16 protein-coding genes are annotated in these 20,559 nt (G+C 39.2%); 9 read left to right on the forward strand and 7 right to left on the reverse strand.

All coding sequences use genetic code 11. From position 1 onward, the window contains the following. Positions 1-20 precede the first annotated feature (20 nt). From AOR04_RS01990 to AOR04_RS02010, 6 genes are all read right to left on the reverse strand, one after another. Positions 21-1,415, reverse strand: coding sequence for an NAD(P)(+) transhydrogenase (Re/Si-specific) subunit beta (locus tag AOR04_RS01990; RefSeq protein WP_096794063.1), 1,395 nt, complete (start codon positions 1,413-1,415; stop codon positions 21-23). Positions 1,416-1,425: 10 nt separating this feature from the next. After that, positions 1,426-2,964, reverse strand: coding sequence for a Re/Si-specific NAD(P)(+) transhydrogenase subunit alpha (locus AOR04_RS01995; RefSeq protein ID WP_096792378.1), 1,539 nt, complete (start codon positions 2,962-2,964; stop codon positions 1,426-1,428). Positions 2,965-3,077: 113 nt separating this feature from the next. Then, positions 3,078-4,097, reverse strand: coding sequence for an alcohol dehydrogenase AdhP (gene adhP, locus AOR04_RS02000; RefSeq protein ID WP_198403017.1), 1,020 nt, complete (start codon positions 4,095-4,097; stop codon positions 3,078-3,080). 225 nt (positions 4,098-4,322) lie between these two features. Then, complete coding sequence (locus AOR04_RS22005; protein ID WP_250645115.1) at positions 4,323-4,457, reverse strand: SDR family oxidoreductase; 135 nt, start codon at positions 4,455-4,457, stop codon at positions 4,323-4,325. A 55-nt stretch (positions 4,458-4,512) separates the two neighbouring features. Beyond that, the gene (locus AOR04_RS02005) at positions 4,513-5,061 is read right to left on the reverse strand and encodes an SDR family NAD(P)-dependent oxidoreductase (protein ID WP_250645116.1); all 549 of its coding nucleotides are present in this window, start codon (positions 5,059-5,061) and stop codon (positions 4,513-4,515) included. A gap of 103 nt (positions 5,062-5,164) precedes the next feature. Next, on the reverse strand, positions 5,165-6,556 hold the full coding sequence (locus AOR04_RS02010; protein ID WP_096792380.1) for an NAD-dependent succinate-semialdehyde dehydrogenase: 1,392 nt from the start codon (positions 6,554-6,556) through the stop codon (positions 5,165-5,167). A 461-nt stretch (positions 6,557-7,017) separates the two neighbouring features. Between AOR04_RS02010 and AOR04_RS02015 the strand changes: the two genes are divergently transcribed. From AOR04_RS02015 to AOR04_RS02030, 4 genes are all read left to right on the forward strand, one after another. Next, positions 7,018-8,196 (forward strand): IS4 family transposase, encoded by a 1,179-nt coding sequence (locus tag AOR04_RS02015; protein ID WP_096792381.1) that lies wholly within the window; start codon positions 7,018-7,020, stop codon positions 8,194-8,196. A gap of 261 nt (positions 8,197-8,457) precedes the next feature. Beyond that, the gene (locus tag AOR04_RS02020; RefSeq protein WP_096792382.1) at positions 8,458-10,848 is read left to right on the forward strand and encodes a PAS domain S-box protein; all 2,391 of its coding nucleotides are present in this window, start codon (positions 8,458-8,460) and stop codon (positions 10,846-10,848) included. Then, the gene (locus AOR04_RS02025) at positions 10,845-11,459 is read left to right on the forward strand and encodes a response regulator transcription factor (protein ID WP_096792383.1); all 615 of its coding nucleotides are present in this window, start codon (positions 10,845-10,847) and stop codon (positions 11,457-11,459) included. Before AOR04_RS02020 ends, AOR04_RS02025 begins: the two co-directional genes overlap by 4 nt. Before the next feature lie 485 nt (positions 11,460-11,944). Further along, positions 11,945-13,627, forward strand: a complete 1,683-nt coding sequence (locus AOR04_RS02030) for an EAL domain-containing protein (protein ID WP_442960143.1) — start codon at positions 11,945-11,947, stop codon at positions 13,625-13,627. Here AOR04_RS02030 and AOR04_RS02035 read toward each other — a convergent pair. After that, entirely contained in the window at positions 13,624-14,532 is a 909-nt protein-coding gene (locus tag AOR04_RS02035; protein WP_096792384.1) for a 1-aminocyclopropane-1-carboxylate deaminase/D-cysteine desulfhydrase, read from the reverse strand. The genes AOR04_RS02030 and AOR04_RS02035 overlap by 4 nt on opposite strands. 920 nt (positions 14,533-15,452) lie before the next feature. On the opposite strand from AOR04_RS02035, the gene AOR04_RS02040 reads away from it, so the two are divergent. From AOR04_RS02040 to AOR04_RS02060, 5 genes are all read left to right on the forward strand, one after another. After that, entirely contained in the window at positions 15,453-17,495 is a 2,043-nt protein-coding gene (locus AOR04_RS02040) for an SUMF1/EgtB/PvdO family nonheme iron enzyme (RefSeq protein WP_096792385.1), read from the forward strand. 135 nt (positions 17,496-17,630) lie between these two features. Next, on the forward strand, positions 17,631-18,674 hold the full coding sequence (locus tag AOR04_RS02045) for a rod shape-determining protein (RefSeq protein WP_002958401.1): 1,044 nt from the start codon (positions 17,631-17,633) through the stop codon (positions 18,672-18,674). Continuing rightward, positions 18,674-19,516, forward strand: coding sequence for a rod shape-determining protein MreC (mreC, locus tag AOR04_RS02050; RefSeq protein ID WP_188085504.1), 843 nt, complete (start codon positions 18,674-18,676; stop codon positions 19,514-19,516). Before AOR04_RS02045 ends, mreC begins: the two co-directional genes overlap by 1 nt. Beyond that, positions 19,509-19,988 carry a rod shape-determining protein MreD gene (mreD, locus tag AOR04_RS02055; RefSeq protein ID WP_007378603.1) on the forward strand — a complete coding sequence of 160 codons (480 nt, stop codon included), beginning with the start codon at positions 19,509-19,511 and terminating at the stop codon, positions 19,986-19,988. Before mreC ends, mreD begins: the two co-directional genes overlap by 8 nt. Continuing rightward, on the forward strand, positions 19,989-20,558 hold the full coding sequence (locus AOR04_RS02060; protein WP_008137331.1) for a Maf family protein: 570 nt from the start codon (positions 19,989-19,991) through the stop codon (positions 20,556-20,558). Position 20,559 lies beyond the last annotated feature (1 nt).

Genomic DNA, 20,559 nt, shown 5'->3' on the forward strand with positions numbered 1-20,559 from the left:
ACGGCTTTGCAACGTTACTTTTATAGTGCAGCAACAACTTCAACTAACGTATCTTTGGCATCTCCAAAGAGCATTTGAGTGTTTTCTTTAAAAAATAGTGGATTTTGTACCCCAGCATAACCAGTTGCCATACTACGTTTTAAAACAATGGATGTTTTGCCCTGCCAACACTCAAGTACAGGCATTCCCGCAATAGGGCTATTTGGTTCATCAAGTGCAGATGGGTTAACAATATCGTTTGCACCAATCACAAGTGAAACATCGACTTGTGGAAAATCATCATTTACTTCATCCATTTCAAACACAATACCGTAAGGAACTTTAGCCTCAGCGAGTAACACATTCATTTGTCCAGGCATGCGTCCTGCAACAGGGTGTATTGCAAAGCGCACATTAATATTTTTTTCACGTAATTTATTTGTGAGTTCGCATACTATTTGCTGTGCTTTTGCAACGGCCATCCCGTACCCCGGAATAATCATTACTTCTTTTGCACTCATAAGTAGTGCAGCTGTTTCGGTTGCACTTATGGTAAGCACTTCACCTTGATCTTGAACCTCACCAGATGGGGCTTTTACATTACCACCACCAAAGCCGCCGGCAATGACAGATAAAAAATTTCGATTCATAGCTTTGCACATTATGTAGCTTAAAATAGCTCCGCTTGAACCTACTAATGCGCCAATGACAATAAGTAAGTCGTTATTTAGCATAAAGCCTGTCGCGGCAGCGGCCCAGCCTGAGTAACTATTAAGCATAGATATAACAACGGGCATATCGGCACCGCCAATTGCCATAACCATATGAACACCAAAAACTAAAGCAAGCGCTATCATAATAACCAGCGGCAACATGCCATTACCAACAGCAGACTGCACAACGAATTGCTGCCCAAGCCACGCTACAGCAACTAATAAAACAAGATTAAATATGTGTCGTCCTGGTAGTGTTAAAGGCTTACTGCCCATTCGACCAGATAATTTACCAAAAGCGGTAATTGAACCTGAAAATGTAATAGCGCCAATTAAAACTCCTACATAGGTTTCAATATCATGAATAGTTAAATCAATACCCGAAAAGTGGCTGGAAGCGTCAGCAAAATTAGCATAGCCAACCATTATAGCCGAGAGCCCAACAAGGCTGTGCAAAATAGCAATCAGCTCTGGAATCTCTGTCATTTGCACGCGTTTGGCTACAAGTAGGCCAATACTGCCACCCACTAATAGTGCAATCATCAATTCAATATAGTTATTGGTAACAACGCCCAAAACAGTCGCAAAAAGCGCAATAACCATGCCTGAAATACCATACCAATTACCTTTACGGGCAGTTTCTTGATTGGATAGGCCGTTTAAAGCCAAAATAAAAAGAACCATCGCAGCAATATATGCCACGGTTACAATACCAGTACTGATCATGACAACCTCACTTACGGAACATTTTGAGCATGCGATGTGTTACAGCAAAGCCGCCAACAATATTAATACTCGCAATTAACACGGTAAAAACGGCAAACCATTTAATGGTGTCGTCTGTTGAGCTTATTTGAATTAAAGCACCGATAACAATAATGCTTGAAATGGCATTGGTTACACTCATTAAAGGCGTATGCAGCGCAGGCGATACACTCCAAATAACCATATAACCTACAAAGCAGGCTAAAACAAAAACGGTAAAATGAGACATAAAATCAGCGGGTGCAACGCCACCAAGACCAAGCAGTGCTAATGCACCGATAGCAGCGCCAATAATAGGTCCAAATACCGATTTCTTCTTCTCAACAATAGTGGGGGTAGAAATTGGTGTTGCGGCTACCTTTTTAGGGGTTGCAGATAGTGTGGTCGCTGGTGGCGGCCAGGTTGTTTTTCCTTCTGTGCATATGGTTGCACCTAATACAACGTCGTTTGTCATATCAACAAAGAGTTCGCCGTCTTTTTCTGGGGTCATTTCGGCTAACAGGTTGTATAAGTTATTGCTGTATAATTGGCTCGATTGCGTAGCAAGGCGACTTGGTAAATCGGTGTAACCAATGATCGACACACCATGACACACGGCAACCTTTCCCGGGACTGTTAATTCACAGTTTCCGCCTTGTTCAGCAGCGAGGTCGACTATTACGCTGCCGCTGTTCATTGATGCAACCATCTCGCTGGTGATCAACTTAGGCGCTGGTTTTCCGGGTATGAGCGCGGTAGTAACAATTATATCAACGTCTTTAGCTTGCGCTGCAAACAATGCCATTTCGGCTTCGATAAATTCATCGCTCATTACTTTAGCGTAACCGCCTTCGCCTGAGCCGTCTTCATCTTTAAAGTCGAGCATTAAAAACTCAGCGTCCATGCTTTCAATTTGCTCTTTTACTTCAGCGCGCGTGTCAAATGAGCGAACAATTGCGCCCATACTTTTTGCAGCCCCAATAGCGGCTAAACCAGCAACACCTGCGCCAATTACAAGTACCTTGGCGGGAGCAACTCTTCCTGCCGCTGTAATTTGTCCGGTAAAAAAGCGACCAAAATGTTGGGCTGCTTCTACAATTGCACGATAGCCAGATATATTAGCCATTGAGCTTCGGGCATCCATTTTTTGTGCCCGAGAAATACGAGGAATGCTATCTATTGCAATGGCGGTGATGCCGCGTTGAGTTAAATCTTTTAGTATCTCTGGATTTTGTGCAGGCCATAAAAAACAGATTAATATTTGTCCACTTTTTAGTAATGTATTTTCATCAACTTCAGGTGCTTGTACTTTGAGCACAATATCAGATTGTGCCCATATATCTTGTGCTGAGTTAACTACTTCACAACCTGCTGCGATATACGCATCATCTGTGTAATTAGCCGCCATACCTGCACCCGCTTCAATGGCGACATTAAAACCAAGTTTTATTAATTTACTTACAGCATCAGGGGTTGTTGCGACTCGGCGCTCACCTGTGCGAATTTCTTTTGGAACACCGATTTTCATTTTATACCTCAGATTTTAATGCCAAGAGTAGAGATTAGTGTTTTAGGGCGTGGAATCAGTAATACGGTGGTGGTTGTTGCTTATTGGCACGTGTCCACCGTATTTATTGCTATTTAAAGTGTAAAATCAATAACTACGCGAGAAGGGACCTTGCCATTTTCGAGCCTTTCAAAAATGTTATTGATAGCGCTCAAAGGCTGTAATTCAATATCAGCTTTAACTTTGCCTTGTGCCGCAAAAGCCAATGCCTCGGCCATATCTTTGCGATTACCAACGAACGATCCTTTTATAGTGATACAATTTGCTACTACATCAAATAGCGGCGTCGGAAACTCGCCTGGTGGTAAGCCAACTAAAACACATGTACCGTGTTTGCGGGTCATGTTAACCCCTTGCTCAAATGCAGGCAGTGAAGGCGCTGTAATAAGCACGCCATGCGCACCACCTTGCGTTATTTCTTTGACTGTATCAGCGGCATTCGCTTTTTTTGCATTAACAACCGCATCTGCGCCCAATGAGGTGGCATGTTCAAGTTTTGTATCATCAATATCAACGGCACAGACTTTAAGACCCATAGCTTTAGCATACTGAATTGCTAAATGACCAAGCCCTCCACAGCCTGAAATTGCAACCCACTCACCTGGTTTAGCATCGGTCTCTTTAATACCTTTGTACGTTGTAATGCCAGCACAAATTATAGGGGCTGCTTGTACTGCTGATAAACCATCAGGAATATGCGCTACGTAATTAGGGTCAGCGATAATATATTCGGCAAAGCCGCCATTTTTAGTGTAACCACCAAACTCAGCATCAGGGCAAACGGGTTCATAGGCACTTAAGCAAAACTCACAGTGTCCACAAGCAGAATAAAGCCACGGAACACCCACTCTATCACCCACTTTTACACTAGTAACACCTTCACCAACTTTAGTAACTAGCCCAATACCTTCATGACCAGGCGTAAATGGTGGGGTTGGTTTTAATGGCCAATCACCGTTTGCTGCGTGTAAATCGGTGTGGCATACACCGCAGGCTTCTGTTTTAACTAATATTTGCCCTGCATTAGGTGATGGAATATCTAAATCACGTAGAACTAAAGGTTTACCAAATTGCTCTACAACGGCTGCTTTCATTTTTTGGTTCATAATTTTTCCTATAATATTAAAAAGCTAGAAACAGCGCCTTTAAAAAGGCGCGTCAATATCAACAACATTAAATGTTAAGTCGACTACATCTTTTGCACGAAATAATATAGAGAACAGCTCCCCATCTCACTGACTACAGGGTGATGTAGCTTGCATTTCATTCACTTGCTTCCGTAAGCCAATTTTCCTTAATCGAACACCTTGTCCGCGACCTTATCGGTAGACGATACCACCATCAGTAATGATTGCCTGGCCAGTTATGTAGTCTGAGTCTGGGCTTGCGAGATACGAAACTAGGCTTGCAACATCGTCAGGTATTTCTGAGCGGCCTAGCGCAATGCCATCCACGAACTTCTTGTAGGTTTCACCAACAGCAGCCCCCGTAACTTCTGAAAAGCGTTTATCAATTGTTACCCACAATCCCAGGACAATAGGCGTTTACGGTGATACCATCGCTGGCGTACTCTTTCGCAGATGCTTGTGTTAAAGCTCGGATTGCAAATTTTGTTGCAGAATAAACACCTAACATAGCAAAACCATCATGTCCGGCTATCGATGAAGCATTAATGATCTTTCCTGAATGTCCTAGAGCTTTGAACTTAGCTGCTGCAGCCTGAATTCCCCATAGCACACCTTCAATGTTTATTTTTAAGATGCGCGAGACTTCTTCAGGTTCTACATCGGCAATAGTGTTAACCTGTGCGATACCTGCGTTGTTAACCATGACATCAAATCCACCTAGTGTATTTTGAGTATGTTCAACGGCAGCATATACTTCATCGCGGTTACTTACGTCAGCTTTAAACGTCGTTACTTTACGACCAAGATTTTCAATTTCTGAAGCGACTACTGCCATTTTTTCTTCGTTAATATCAACGATTGCAATATCAGCCCCATCGCTTGCAAGCCGTAATGCAATACCGCGTCCAATACCCTGACCAGCTCCAGTCACAAGTGCTACTTTGTCATTTATATTTTTCATAAAAATGTCCTCTAGACTTGAATTTATAGATATTTATATAAATAATTTTTCTGTATGCTATTTAACAGCGCCTTTAAAAAGGCGCGTCAATATCAACAACATCAATAAGTTTATGATTAACAAACTCTTTAATCCCTAGGCCAATTAACTCACGACCAAAACCAGAGCGACGAACGCCACCAAATGGTAGGTCTGCTTTAACCATTGTTGGATGATTGACAAAGATCATCCCGGTAGATATTTGCTTAGCGACTTCTAAGCCATGTTCAGGATTTGAGGTAAATACTGATCCACCTAAGCCAAATGGAGAGTCATTTGCAATTTTAATTGCGTCTTTTTCATCTTTTGCACGAAATAGCATTGATACAGGACCAAAAAATTCCCAGTTGCGCGCAGGATTATCTTCGCTAATATTTGTTAAAATGGTGGGTTGTACAAAGGCGCCTTGACTCGGTACTTTAGGGCCCACTTCAGTGGCTGTTGCACCAAGCTTAATAGCCTCATTGATTTTTGTTTTTAACTCATCAGCAGCGCTTTGTGATGACAGCGGAGCTAACGTAGTGGCGGGAACAAGCGGATCGCCTGCCTGCAACTTAGCAACACCTGCAGTGTAAAGTTCAACAAATTCATCATAAACGCTATCTTCGATGATCATACGCTTGGATGATACGCATACTTGTCCACCGTTCCAGTGGCGACCAAATACCGCCCAATTAACTGTTTTTTCCATTTCAGCGTCAGCAAGTACAACAAACGCATCGGCTCCACCAAGCTCTAATGTAGACTTTTTAAGTGCTTTACCAGCGGCTGCAGCCACTATTGCACCAGCACTTTCAGAACCCGTAAGTGCAACCCCACGAACTCGTGGATGAGAAATGATCATTTCTGTTTGAGAGTGTGCGGCATACAGGTTTTTAAAAGCGCCTTTAGGTAGGCCTGCTTCGAGCATAAGTGCTTCAAATGCTGCTGCACATTGTGGAACAATCCCAGCGTGCTTGAGTAGCATCGTATTGCCCGCTGATAATTGTGGCGCAATGATACGAGCAACCTGGTAATACGGAAAATTCCATGGTTCAACAGCAAGTAGTACACCAAGCGGTTCGTGTACAACAACTGCTTCACCTTCAGCAGGCTCTGCTACGGGTAAATTTGTAGGTGCAAGAAGTTTTTCAGCGTTGTTAGCGTAGTACTCTAAAATAGCGGCTGATAATTCTACTTCGGCTTTTGCTTCTGATGTTATTTTTCCCATTTCTAGGGTTAATAAATTAGCGTATTTAATAACATTTTTGCGTAATAAGTCGGCCGCTTTTTGCATTATTTTTGCGCGTGAAGAAAAAGATGTTCGCTTCCAAGATTGGAATACCGAATCGGCATTTTCTATTGCTTGAGTGATTTCAGCATCAGTAGCATCAGGAAAGGTTTTTACAACCTCACCTGTATATGGATTTGTTGTTGCGTAAGCCATGATAGTACCCTCAATTAAGCTAAATAAGATTGTTAACACTTTCATTTTTAATGAATAACGCCGAGAAACTGCGTATGTAACTATCCTAGAGTAAGTATTGAAGTGAAACTATTGGTGATGTTACGTAAAAGCATGTGGAAAACCACAGCTTGAAAAGTTAAGTGATTGACTCAATAGAGCTAATTTTATTGTTTAGGGTCTGTTGAACTTTGCGGATTAAAATTTGTTCAAACTAGGGGCGATTTAATCGCGGCGCGAGGTTTGTAACCTAGTGGGCTCGGTAACTGCTCCTGCGTTACCCTAATGGCTTACATCCATGTAAGAATAAGTAAAAACCGAGCAACAAAGAGTAAATAGCCCCTAGGAAGAACCCTTTGGGCTGACGAATCCCCAAAACGTGACAGGCACAGCAATTTATGATCTTATGTAAATCACCACAACCCACATAAGTCACAACTGCTATGCCTGACACATCAGTTTGCCATAAGTACTTTAAACATGCATTAGCGCCATTCAATAATGCCAGAGTAAAAACATTACTAAGCTGCAGTAATGCATTAATTTCGGGCAATAAACTTACCTTAACTGAAATCGGCAGAAATTTGTCTGGCGCTGTGGATGTAAAACATAAAATAAAACGCGTTGATCGCTTCTTAAAAAATACTCACCTCTACAATGAAAGGGTCGCTATCTATAAAGCATTAGCTCATCCTATTATCGACTCTTTACCAATGCTTGCAATTGCCGTTGACTGGAGCGGTGCCTGTGGTCACGACTATCACTTACTGCGAGCAAGCTTACTTGTGGATGGGCGCTCTATCGTGATTTATAACATGATTGTTGAGCAGAAGAATTTTGATAGCCCAGCAACCAACAGCCTGTTTTTAGATGAACTTTATGAAGTGCTTGGACGACATCCTAGTGTCTATATTGTAACAGACGGCGGCTTTCTTACGCCTTGGTATAGTAAAGTACGCGAACTTGGTTGGCATATGATAGGTCGATTAAGAGGCTCAATGAAGTGTAAACTAGCCATGCAATCACAATGGCATACATTAAAACAACTTAGGGCTGGTGCCAGCGATATACCAAAGGCGTTAGGTCAAGCACGACTAACTCAGTCCAGCCCGACAGCATGCGATGCATTTTTACACGTATATCATGGAAAAAATAAAGGAAGAAAAGGAAAAAGCAGATTTACGAAAGATACAAAAATGTATCAAAACTTAGCGAAAGAGCCATGGTTACTCGCGACATCAGACAATACAATGACGAGTAAGCGAGTAGTTGGTTTATATAGTAAAAGAATGCAAATAGAGCAAAATTTCCGCGATGACAAAAGTTTGAGATATGGTTTTTCGTGGCGTTTTAGTAAAAGCACCGGCATAAATAGAATAGGAATATTATGCTTGATAGCCACAATAGCGAGCACTGCGTTATGGTTTATAGGGTGTGAAGCAGAAAAAAGAAAGTGGCATATAAAATTTCAAGCAAATAGTGTTAAGAATCGCCGAGTTCTTTCATTTTTAACCTTAGCCAAGCAAGTCATAAAGCTATGTAAGAGACGTATTACACAAAGCTATATAGAAAAAAGTTTAAAAAACTTTATTTTTAATTATCAAAAAGAGGCCGCTGGATAAAGTGGGGATCCCTCAGCCCTTTGGGCAGCGCCTGTTTGGCATTAATGCTACGTTATCGCCCATTTATGGGGAATAACCACACTACATAGGCTCTGCCTTGCCTAAATACCAAACAGACTGCTGCAAATTCAACCTTGAAAGATCAACAGACCCTAGTTACCTCTTGACGCAAGTGTAAGCGAGGAGGATTATTAAGCAAGGAAGTGGGAGATAAGTAAGTGTACTCGTTATTAATCAACTAGGCGTTAGTGTAAATTCACTATGAACTACAGCGATAAAGAAGCAAGGCTATTTTCCTCATCCCAACTAGCCATTTTATGGTATGCAATAATACTTGGTATGCTGGTTACGTGCTTAATGATTATTATAGTCTTCCATATAGATTCCCAAGAGCGAACATATATTGAACGCATAACCCAAGACACCGCTGAAGGCATTAAAACACTACTTAAAAACGATTTAGAAAAGCGAATAACATCACTTTCAGAGCAATCTAAACTATCGGTTATTTCAAGTGGTATGTCGCAAAGTGATTGGGATGCGATTAGTAAAAATCTTTATGGTACACAATATGGTTATCAAGCTATTGGCTGGATTGACAGCACCTTTCATGTTCGAAAAAGAATACCAAAGCACAATAATGAAGTGACTATCGATTTTAATTTAGCGTTAAATCCACCTGCCTTATTAACAGCAATAAAAGCACAAGATACACAGCAAAGGGCAGTCACAATGCCTTTGGCGTTTATTCATGGAGATGAAGGGATTGGAATACATATCCCAATTTTTAACGCAGGTACAAGAGGCAATAAATTAGATGGTTTTATTTCAGGTGTATTGCTGTTTAAACCTTATATTAAGTCTGTTGTGCCTGATTTTTTACTCAACGAGTATTATTTCACACTGTTTATTGATGGGGATAAAGTGTACTCAGATCAAAGCAACCAACCCGCTATTGCATATGCCTGGAGTAAAAGCTCATCTTATTATTTGCAAGGTCATGAGTGGGAAATAAACGTATCGCCCAACGATGAGTTTTTATATATTGCTCACTATAAAGTAATGAGAATTTTAATTGCACTGGGCCTTTTTATCACTTTTATAATTGTATTGGCTGCTTACACTTATTTATTTGCACGTAGTAAACTAAAAGATGAACGTTATAAAATTGAACACTTGTTAAAAAACCTTCCAGGTATGGCGTATCACTCATCTAACACTATAAACAGGCCAATGATACTTGTTAGTGATGGGTGTGAAAATTTAACTGGTTACTCTCGGGCTGAGTTTAAAAAAAATAGAATGCTGTGGAGAAAAATAATACATGAGGATGATTTTAAACGGGTAGAGAAGTCACTTAACGAAGCTTTTAAAGTAAACAGCCCTTTTGAGCTTGAATATAGAATTATCACTAAAAATAGTAGCATTAAATTAGTATGGGAAAAAGGAGGCCCTGTTAGTTCTATTTTTAATGGCGAAATAATCATTGAAGGGTTTATCAATGATATTACTTCTATTAAGGAGGCTGAGGCTGATTTAATTAGTAGTTATGCCTTCTCTGATGCGGTAGTAAATTCAGTAGTTGAAGCGGTTATTACAATTGACCAGCATGGGCTTATTCAAAGCTTTAATTTTGCTGCACAAGTTATGTTTGGTTATAGCGCTGATGAAGTGAAAAATAAAAACATAACAATACTAATGCCTACACCTTTTTGTGATCAGCACGATCAACATTTAGGTCAATACTTAAAAACAAAGCAAACGCATATTATTGGTGTAGGCCGAGAGCTTATTGCTAAACGCAGAGATGGTACGCAGTTTCCAATTCATTTATCGGTAAGTGAAATACAAAACCATGAAAATACGATGTTTGTTGGTTTAATTCGAGATATCACAAAACAACGGGCTTCTGAAGAACAAGCTCGGCTTCATACTGAACAATTAGCTCATGCCGAAAGGGTAAATGCATTAGGAGAAATGGCAGCAGGAATTGCACATGAGATAAACCAGCCTCTGACTGCAATTTCACTTTTTTCTCAGACAGCTAAAAATTTTTGTGAAAAAGGAAGGTTTGAAAAGCTCCCCTCAATATTTGAAAAATTAAGTTTGCACTCTCGTCGAGCGGGAGCCGTTATTGAGCGTATGCAGTTAATGACAAAAAAAGGGCAGCGCTCAAAAGAAGTCATCGATTGTATATTTATGATAAAAGAAGTAATAAATCTTGCTGAGTCAGAAGCACGGCTTCGCAATGTAACTATGCGAATGACAGCATGTGATGAGGCTGTTGATGTATTTGTTGATCGAGTTCAAATAGAGCAGGTTATTCTTAATTTGTTGCGCAATGGTATGGAAGCTATGCAGTTAAATACTTGTGATAATGGTTCAAAAATAGAGCTTGAAATAAAACTAAATGAAGATAAAAATGTTGAAATATCAGTGACCGATACTGGGGCAGGATTGGCCCAAGAAATGAGAGAAAGATTATTTAAACCATTTTCGTCAACCAAAGAAAATGGCACAGGTATTGGCCTATCAATATCAAAAAGTATTATTGAAGAGCATGGCGGTCATATTAATTTTTGTGATAATAAACCAACAGGGGCCATTTTTATGTTTACTCTGCCAATTTATGAAAAAAGGAGTCGCGAATGAGTTATAAGCAAAGCGTTTTTATAATTGATGATGATGAAGGTGTGCGTGAAGGGCTTGCAATATTATTAGACTCCATTGGAATAGATGCACAGAGTTTTAGCTCAGGGTCTGCATTTTTAGATGTATATAATGAGAATATGACCGGTTGCTTAGTGCTGGATATACGTATGCCTAAAATGAGCGGCTTGGAAGTGCAGCAAAAACTTAAAAATTTAAACTGCTCACTACCTATTATATTTATTACCGGACATGGTGATATTCCAATGGCAGTAGAGGCTATGCGTTTAGGCGCAATTGATTTTATTAGAAAGCCATTTGATGAGCAGCATTTGATTGATCGCATTAACGAAGCATTGATATTTAATGAGAGCCAACATGAGAAATTACTCGATAAACACAAAAATAAAATTAATGTAGAGTCGCTGTCAAATCGAGAGCGAGAAGTGTTTGAGCGAGTGACTGATGGGGCTATGAACAAAGTAATTGCATACGATCTTAGTATTAGTGAGCGTACAGTTGAAGTTCATCGTTCTCATGTAATGGCCAAATTAGGCGCTAAAACGTTGGCTCAATTGGTGCGCAGTAAGATCATGTATGAGCAATTAAACTAATTACCAGTCTATTTTGATCTAAGGATCTAATTTTTTTGAGGCCTTAATGTGTGGCCGCTGAGTAACTTGTTGTCTGGATAATAAATCTATCTCAAGCAGCTTTTTCAGTGCTACTAGGTTGTATTTACTTGCAATAGACGCCTATTGTTAGCGTGTAACTTCGTCTTATTTTTACGAAGAATCTCTGGCTAACGAAAAATAAATTTAAATACATTATGGTTCAATGTATTAGTAAATTATTTAGTCACGATTCAGGTTAAATATACTGTTTGCTTGGCGGGATTATTGATCAATGCTCTATTTAGGAGATCTATAGAGAGTCAGTGGAATGATAATTATTGCTTTAGATCGCTTAAATTCATAATTCCTCGTTTATACAGAGCTTTTTTAAAATTAGTAATGAACATTTAAACTTGCTTTATTGACTTGTGCTAATGGGGATCTTGAACAACACTTTAGTTATTAATTTAACGAGTGGGCAAGCTATGCAAAAGGAAAGGTTCTGGATTTTTAATCAATTTAAAGTCATCTATTTTGCCCTGCTTGCATTAATAATTTTGGGTTTTAATTTTATTTTGAATGATGCATTACATGAAAAAATACATCACTCAGGCCAGCTATTAGTTAAACAAGTTTTTGAACTTGAAATAGCCCCTTCTTCAAATAATAAGATACTTGCAGCCCTCGTAAAAAATGAAGGGTTTATGCTTAAGCCGAATTCATCTCTTACGCACTTTGGTCATATTATAAAGTTAGAGCGAGAGGTCTATAACTATAAAACGCTGAGCTTAAATCTATACCACCCTCCTGTATGGATAATAGAAAGCTATTTATTTATATTGCTTAACTTGGTTATGTTTGGAGCTGCTAGCTGGTTTTATCGTTGGTGGAACACGTTACATGTCAACAATATTTCACGTTCGAAAAACTTACTCGCCAGCACAACTCCATCAGTTAAAGAGCACAATACACAGGTTGTTAAAGTATTAAAAAATTTCGAATTAAGCTCGCTGTACACAACAGCACCTGTATGTCACAGCTTGTTTGTACTGGTTCAATGTAATTGCCATTTTGATAACAATATTGATAAAGAAGCCAGCTTTGAAGTGTTAATGGTGAAAAACTTTTCTGAATTGAGTGGTGTTTCAGTAAGGTTATTAAATTGCGGTAACTTAGCGATTACATTATCAGAGGTTCCTTTTTCAGAACTTGAACGATATGTACAACACTTACATAAAAGTATTTTTTTAGCATGCAGAAACTATCAAAAAAATATCACCAGAAAAGACATTAAAGTCGGTGCATGTGATTATCGGCTTAGAGCCGATCAAACAACTGTTTATCAGCTTGCAAAAGCTGCGTTAGTTTTATCCCAACGTAGCTTGTTAAAGCATTGTCATCGATTACCTCTAAATCAAAGCCAAACAGGAGTACTTTCTAGTAAACAAGTTATCGATAATATTAAAAAGCATAAATTTATACTTTTTTTTCAGCCTCTATTCGAACTCTCAAGTGGCGATATTTTACAACATGAAGTATTGCTTAGAGTTAGGCACAGTAAGCATGGTTTGATTGCTGCTCGCTATTTTATCGATCAAACGTATAGCCGCCAAGATACTTTAATATTAGATAAAGGTGTTTTAATTCAAGTTAAAAAATTACTATTAGCAGAGCCTTCGCAATTAACCGTAAGTGTTAATTTATGTTCTGACAGCTGGATAAACAAAAAGTTTTGGAGCTGGTTTAGCGTTCAAATTAATGATTTTAAACTGAGTAGTAAGTTACAATTTGAAATAAGTGAAGTCGAGTTTTTTAATCATCATGAGGCTTTAAAGGACGTATTTATAATAATGAAAAAAGGAGGCTCTCGAATTATGATCGATAATGTAAAGTGTAGTGAAAATTTAATGAAGTTAGCTGACCACCAAGAGGTGTGTGGGTTAAAGTTATCGTATGAGTTAGTGCATCTAGTGGATGAAAAAACACAAAACCAAAATCAAATAAAAACAATTATAAGTATAAGTAATATATTAAACTTACCTGTGTTTGCGGTGGGTGTTGAAACACAAAAAGAGCTATTAATGCTAACAAAATTAGGGGTAGCAGGGGCTCAAGGGTTTTATTTTTCAGAGCCGTTAGAGGAACTCACTCAGGCGGTATTTCATTAAATCAGACCTCTATACCTTAACCCGTTTAAACCTTGCATTCCTCCTGTATGTATCGCCATAATTTTACTACCTGTAGGGAAAAAATCTTTTTCAATTAATTGCCAAAGTGCATACATCATTTTACCACTATAAATTGGCTCCAAAGGAAGTTGATGTTCATCACTCATTTTTTGACAGAACTGCCATAGTTCGGGTGTGAACTTACCATACCCTCCATCGTGAAAATCGGTGAGTAGTTGCCAATTATTTTGCTTATCGGCTTTATTACTTAATTTACCTACCTCTTTTTTTAAGTAATCTGCTTGTTTTAATACAGCAATCCCTATTATTTGGGTGGTTTCTTCACTGCCTTCAATTAGACCCGCTAATGTACCGCCACTGCCTGTAGGACAAATTAGGTAGTCATGCTTTGGAAGGCTTTTTGCTAACTCAGCACAGCCCAATAGAGCAAAGGAGTTAGTACCACCTTCAGGAAGTATATAGGCACTAGGAAAGCGAGCTTGAAGTGACTTTAAGTAGTCATCATCGTTTCGTCGTCGGTATTCAATACGATTAACAACGTGCAGCTTCATTCCGCATTGCTTTGCAAATTCAAGTGTGGGGTTATTACTGTCGAGCTCAGGGCCTCGTATAATTGCGTGCGTAGTTAAACCAAATTCTTTTCCGGCAGCAGCACAAGCATGAATATGATTTGAAAAGGCGCCTCCGAAAGTCAGTAATTCAGTTTTTCCAAGTTTCTGCATATTGGCTAGATTATATTTTAATTTACGCCATTTATTACCACTTATTAATGGGTGTATTAAGTCATCTCGTTGAATACTCACAGAGATATTTTTGTTTTTTAGAAGCTGAGAGTCTATTTTTTGAATATAATTATTTTCTTTTATTTTTAATTGCTTAGACATTTTATCTTCTGTTTTTGTTTAGTGCATTGATAATAAATATATGATTAATCCGCAGCCTACTTAGGGCTAATCTATTACTTTAGAGTGCTACATTGTATTTTTAAAGGTGCACCATAGGCAAGTAATCTACACATGTAGCGTATCAATACATGGATGTAGAAATATCTTAGTTTATGCTTGGGCAATTAAGCATTAAAAACCTTATCGTGATTTTTATAAAGGTATATGAACGTTGGATAATAGATTTAAATATCATCATAGCTCTATGTTTTAAGGTCCAAGGTCTATTTTCCTTTCGGGATTGAATTTTCAGCAGCAGGTTTGGTTTTTAGGCAAGGCAGAGTCTATGTTATGTGGTTATACCAACCTGCTTATATAGGGTTTATTTAACGATAATAAAATAGCGCACAAAACTATTCGATAAGCAGCATAAATGCCAACTGCGTTGTCCTTTGGGATCGTCTTAGGGGCAATTTATTTTTTATTTATTCTTACATGGACGTAAGTCATTAGAGTAACGCAGAAGCAGTTACTAAGCCTACGAGGTTACAAATTTCGCGCCGCGATTAAATAGCCCCTAGATAGAACAAGTTTGATTCTTAAAAGATCAACAGGCTCTGGTAAGTCCCTTACCTAGAGTTCAGGTTAGGTCGCGTTATTTATAAAGTCATATTTTTAAATGCAATACAAAAGTCTTGTTAATACTGAAAAGACGGGAAGTGAACTTGTGGCTATTTTATAATTTTGCCGCTTAAAGGGAAATGATCGGGTTATTTACTGGCGTGGTACACGTGAATAGTTGTAAACTCAGATAATAATTGAACAAAGCTTGTATTTTGTGCTGCAAGTACATAGCATAAGACTTTAATTATAAAAAATAATAACGACCAAATAATTGCCGCTTTTTGGGACTGGAATATATGCGAATTACTCCTTTATCTCTGTTAATTTCAGCTAGTTTGTTAGCTAGTAGTGCATTTGCACAAGATACAGCAACTGTAACTGGAATTGAGTCAGAAATTAGTATTAAACAAACAGAATACGATAACTCGACAAGAATACTTGATAAACATCTTAAAGAAGAAAATCAGTTACAAACTCAACTGGAGTTACTTCGTTCTCGTTCAACTGAATTAGATAAAGAAAAAAACCAAGCACTTGACGCAATGAACGAAATGTATCGTCGCTTAATTGACGATCCTACGTTAGATATCAGTACAACTCAGTCGCGTTATCAAAAAGCGGTGGTTGATCACAAGCAAAATAAAGACGATATTTCTATGCAGTTGGCGGCAATTGCATCCCACCGTAAAGACATTGAACAGATCCGTGTTGCTAAGCATACGTTACTAAACACCTTAGAAAGTTTAAAAGAGCAACTAACAACAGCGCGAGTTGAACGTTTACGTAATGAGTTTACGCGCGAGGGTACGCTAGAAGTTAATCATACAATTAACTGTAAACGCACCGAAACACTTGCAGCTTGTGAACAACGCGGCCAACAAATGGGCTTACAAAAAGCAACAAAACGTTTTGTAGACCAAATTTTTGCCAACTTAACGGAAGAGCGCTTAGTAGAGCCAAAACGTAATATGGCGGGCGCTCAAGTACAAATTTTAAGTAGTCATGTAGTGAGCAGCGCATTTAGTGGGCAAGGTAATTACAACGTTAATTTAAGCGTCACAATGCGTGGTGAAGTCAACAGCAGTCGTTTATGTAACTTACTAAGTGTTGATAACCATTATTGTTCTGAGTATGGGACACCACTTACCGCTGTGTATCAGCCAGCTTATGGCACTACTTTTTCAGATAGTCAGTTAACATTCAGTAATAGCACGGATAATAGCGCAACAGTTCAGGTATCTCGTTTAGATGAGGCGTCAGTAAGTAATTACACAATGAAACCTGTTGCTAGCAATAATCGTGTTATTACCACAAATGATAACAATAAACAGGTAGAGTTAACGCTTCGCTCTAATGTGTACGACGACGAAGTTTTTATTGATGGTGTTAGTTTTGGTTCCACTCGTTTAGTAACTAGTTTACCGCGTGGAGTTCATAATGTAGAAGTGCGTAAGTTGGGTTACAAACCCTACCAAGCACGTGTAGATTTAAATAAAGCACAGACTATTCATGTAAATTTAGTAAAAAAGCCTGAGTCGATTGCTGCACCGACATACACTCGTGAGCAAACAGAAGTGACTACCCGTCAGGTTAATGAAAATATAAATGTATTAAATGAAAATGTTCAGACCGCTGTTGTTGTTATTCCAGCAGGCAAGTTTAAAATGGGCGATATTAACGGCAATGGTTTAGCGAATGAGCGTCCGGTTGTTGAAAAAGTGATCGCCAATTCATTTGCGATGCAAAGTCGAGAAGTGACCGTTGGAGCCTACGAAAAATTTGTAGCAAATACCGGTTACAAAACACAAGCAGAGCAAAATAAAGGGTGCGCATATTATTTAAATGGCGAACCAGTATGGGAAGCAAATTTAAATTGGCGCAACCCAGGATTTGATCAAAATAGTAACTTTCCTGCTGTATGCTTAACCTATAACGATGCTAAAGCGTATGCAGAATGGTTATCAGGTCAAACCGGGCAGCAATTTCGTTTACCTAATGAAGTTGAATGGGAATATGCTGCACGAGCCGGTACTGAAACCGAATACCCTTGGGGTAACGAAATTGGTAAAGGTTTAGCTAACTGTGGTTGGTGTGGTAGTGAATGGTCAAATAAGCGCGCTGCACCAGTTGGTTCTTTTTCACCGAATGCATTTGGACTATACGATACCGTAGGTAATGTATGGGAATGGACCAATAAAGAATCAGGTGAATCTGATATTGCAGTAAGAGGTGGGGCGTGGAATTTTGCACCAAGTCTTGCTCGTGCTTCAACGCGCTTAATTTTAGCACCTGATTTTAGATCTAATTACATTGGTTTTCGTCTAGTACGTGAACGATAAAATTTAAGAAGGAAGCTTAGCTTCCTTTTTTTCACAAATTTACAAAGGCAGCTGCGCTTTATATTGCTCACATAACTAAGCATGTTAAAGTAAGGCAGCTAACATAAGAACGTATTTCAAAGGTCATCCAGCCTCATGTTTAAAAAACTCCGTGGTATTTTTTCTAACGATCTATCGATCGATTTGGGTACAGCCAATACCCTAATTTATGTAAAAGAAGAAGGTATTGTATTAAACGAACCTTCAGTTGTTGCTATTCGCCAAGAGCGTGCTGGTGGACCTAAAAGTGTAGCCTCAGTAGGAACTGAAGCAAAGCAAATGTTAGGTCGTACGCCTGGTAATATTAAAGCAATTCGTCCAATGAAAGATGGTGTAATTGCTGACTTTTATGTAACAGAAAAAATGTTACAGCACTTTATCAAGCAAGTGCACAACAATAACTTTATGCGCCCAAGCCCACGTGTACTAATTTGTGTACCGTGTGGTGCTACTCAGGTAGAAAAACGTGCAATACGTGAATCTGCTATGGGTGCCGGTGCTCGTGAAGTTTACTTAATTGAAGAGCCAATGGCAGCCGCTATTGGCGCAGGCTTACCAGTATCAGAAGCAACCGGTTCTATGGTTGTTGATATTGGTGGCGGTACAACTGAAGTTGCTATTATTTCACTTAACGGTGTTGTTTACTCATCATCTGTACGTATTGGTGGCGATAAGTTCGACGAAGCGATTATTAACTATGTGCGCCGTAACTTTGGCAGCTTAATTGGTGAAGCAACAGCTGAGAACATTAAGCATCAAATTGGCTCTGCGTTTAAAACTGACGAGCCAATCGAAATTGAAGTACGTGGCCGTAATTTAGCTGAAGGTGTACCACGCTCATTTACACTTAACTCACACGAAATCTTAGAAGCGCTACAAGAGCCATTAATGGGTATTGTAAGTGCAGTTATGGTTGCACTAGAACAGTCTCCACCAGAGCTTGCGTCAGATATTTCTGCGCACGGAATGGTATTGACTGGCGGCGGTGCATTGCTAAAAGATTTAGACCGTTTATTGATGGAAGAGACGGGTATTCCGGTTGTTGTTGCCGATGATCCACTTACATGTGTTGCACGTGGTGGTGGTAAAGCGCTGGAAATGATCGATGTTCATGGTGGTGATGTTTTTAGTTACGATTAATGAAATTAATGTTTGGACGAACCGTCTCCTTACAACTGCGACTTTTTGTCGCAGTGTTTTTGAGTATCGTACTCATAATTGGTGATAGATACACACAAGGTGGTACGGTTGTTCGTACTAGCCTCAATACCCTCGTTAGCCCGCTAATTTATGTTGCTAATTTACCATATGAACTTTTTAGTTTTAGTGCCAAAAGCCTGCATACACGTGATCAACTTCTTACTGAAAACGAAGCGCTTAAAAAAAAGCAAATGTTACAAAGTGAGCAACTTCAGCAATATCAATTCTTAGCTAGAGAGAATCAAAAACTACGTGCCCTACTTGGCTCATCGGCAAAGCAGTCTAATCGTAAAATTATTGCGCAAGTGCTTTCAGTTCATTCAAATCCATATAGTCACCAAGTGGTAATTAATCGTGGTACAACCGATGAACTCAGTGAGGGGCAAGCCGTTATTGATGAAATGGGAGTGGTAGGGCAACTTACTAAAGTAGGATCGACGACATCACGGGTATTGCTAATGACAGACACCACGCATGCTACGCCGGTACGTATTTTACGTAATGATGTGCGCACCGTGGTCGAAGGCATTGGTAAAATTAATGTCGTTAAACTCTCGCATGTGCCACATAGCTTAGATGTGCGTATTGGCGATGTACTCGTTACGTCAGGTTTAGGCGGCACATTCCCAGAAGGCTACCCCGTGGCTGTTGTAACTGAAATTAACCGAGATGAAGGTCAGCCATTTGCTCAAGTATATGCCGAGCCAATTGCTCAGCTAGATCGTATTCGTTTATTAGTTATTTTGTGGCGCAATAAGCAGGAGCGTCTAAATAATGATTAGCCGTTATTCATTGTTAATAGGGTTGAGCATATTTTTTGCCTTAGTTATGGCGTTAATGCCATTACCTTTTTCGTTTGAACCATTTCGCCCTGATTGGGTATTACTTGTTTTGATGTATTGGTCACTTGCATTACCGCATCGTTTAAATATTGCTACAGCATGGGTGGTTGGCTTATTAATTGATTTAGCTTCTGGTTCGCCACTTGGTGTGAATTCACTGACTTATTCGATTTGTATTTTTGTAACTGCGAGCAATTTCCAAAAAATTCGTAATTTTTCGCTTTGGCAGCAAAGCTTATTAATTGGTTTGTTTTTAACGCTTTATCATTTAATGCAGTTTTGGTTAAATCACTTTTTACTCGGTGTTTATTTTAATCCACAATATTTATGGCCAGTGCTTACCGGTATGGTGAGTTGGTTTTGGGTATTTTCATTACTTCGTAAGTACCGCAGACATTTTAGGATCAGGTAAATGACTACCTCAGTGTATTTGGCATCAGCCTCTCCCCGCCGTAAAGAATTACTAAATCAGTTAGGCATCGAGTTTTCGCAATTTAGTGTTGATGCAGACGAAAGCCAGTTGCCTAATGAGCAGCCGCATAATTATGTAGAGCGTTTAGCGCGTTTAAAGGCAAGCTTAGGTGTTGAGCTTGGCTATACCGACCGACCGGTGCTTGGTAGTGATACAGTGGTTGTTATTGATAACGAGTCTTTATGTAAGCCTCGTGATGAAGCTGACTTTACGCAAACATTAAAGCGCTTATCAGGTAACACACATCAAGTGTTAACGGCTATCGCATTTGCTAGTAAAGATAAAATACTTAGTTGCGTAGTAAGTACTGACGTTACGTTTAAAACCCTCACCGATGAAGAAATAAAAGCATATTGGCTAAGTGGTGAACCACAAGATAAAGCCGGTGGCTATGGAATACAAGGTTTAGGCGGTCGCTTTGTTACTCATATTTCGGGTAGCTATTTTTGTGTTGTAGGCTTACCTTTATATGAGACCGAACAATTATTACAAGCATTCTTAAGAAGGTAAC

Origin of the sequence: Pseudoalteromonas sp. 1_2015MBL_MicDiv (assembly GCF_002407505.1) — a bacterium.
In the GTDB taxonomy this organism is placed as follows: Bacteria; Pseudomonadota; Gammaproteobacteria; order Enterobacterales; family Alteromonadaceae; genus Pseudoalteromonas; species Pseudoalteromonas fuliginea.

What these genes read in the sequence shown, in the direction of transcription:
- adhP (WP_198403017.1), bottom strand. Translation starts at nt 4,097, where the DNA reads ATGAAAGCAGCCGTTGTAGAGCAATTTGGTAAACCTTTAGTTCTACGT.
- mreD (WP_007378603.1), top strand. Translation starts at nt 19,509, where the DNA reads ATGATTAGCCGTTATTCATTGTTAATAGGGTTGAGCATATTTTTTGCC.
- mreC (WP_188085504.1), top strand. Translation starts at nt 18,674, where the DNA reads ATGAAATTAATGTTTGGACGAACCGTCTCCTTACAACTGCGACTTTTT.
- AOR04_RS02045 (WP_002958401.1), top strand. Translation starts at nt 17,631, where the DNA reads ATGTTTAAAAAACTCCGTGGTATTTTTTCTAACGATCTATCGATCGAT.
- AOR04_RS02030 (WP_442960143.1), top strand. Translation starts at nt 11,945, where the DNA reads ATGCAAAAGGAAAGGTTCTGGATTTTTAATCAATTTAAAGTCATCTAT.
- AOR04_RS01995 (WP_096792378.1), bottom strand. Translation starts at nt 2,964, where the DNA reads ATGAAAATCGGTGTTCCAAAAGAAATTCGCACAGGTGAGCGCCGAGTC.
- AOR04_RS02025 (WP_096792383.1), top strand. Translation starts at nt 10,845, where the DNA reads ATGAGTTATAAGCAAAGCGTTTTTATAATTGATGATGATGAAGGTGTG.
- AOR04_RS02010 (WP_096792380.1), bottom strand. Translation starts at nt 6,556, where the DNA reads ATGGCTTACGCAACAACAAATCCATATACAGGTGAGGTTGTAAAAACC.
- AOR04_RS02040 (WP_096792385.1), top strand. Translation starts at nt 15,453, where the DNA reads ATGCGAATTACTCCTTTATCTCTGTTAATTTCAGCTAGTTTGTTAGCT.
- AOR04_RS02035 (WP_096792384.1), bottom strand. Translation starts at nt 14,532, where the DNA reads ATGTCTAAGCAATTAAAAATAAAAGAAAATAATTATATTCAAAAAATA.
- AOR04_RS02020 (WP_096792382.1), top strand. Translation starts at nt 8,458, where the DNA reads ATGAACTACAGCGATAAAGAAGCAAGGCTATTTTCCTCATCCCAACTA.
- AOR04_RS02060 (WP_008137331.1), top strand. Translation starts at nt 19,989, where the DNA reads ATGACTACCTCAGTGTATTTGGCATCAGCCTCTCCCCGCCGTAAAGAA.
- AOR04_RS02015 (WP_096792381.1), top strand. Translation starts at nt 7,018, where the DNA reads ATGCCTGACACATCAGTTTGCCATAAGTACTTTAAACATGCATTAGCG.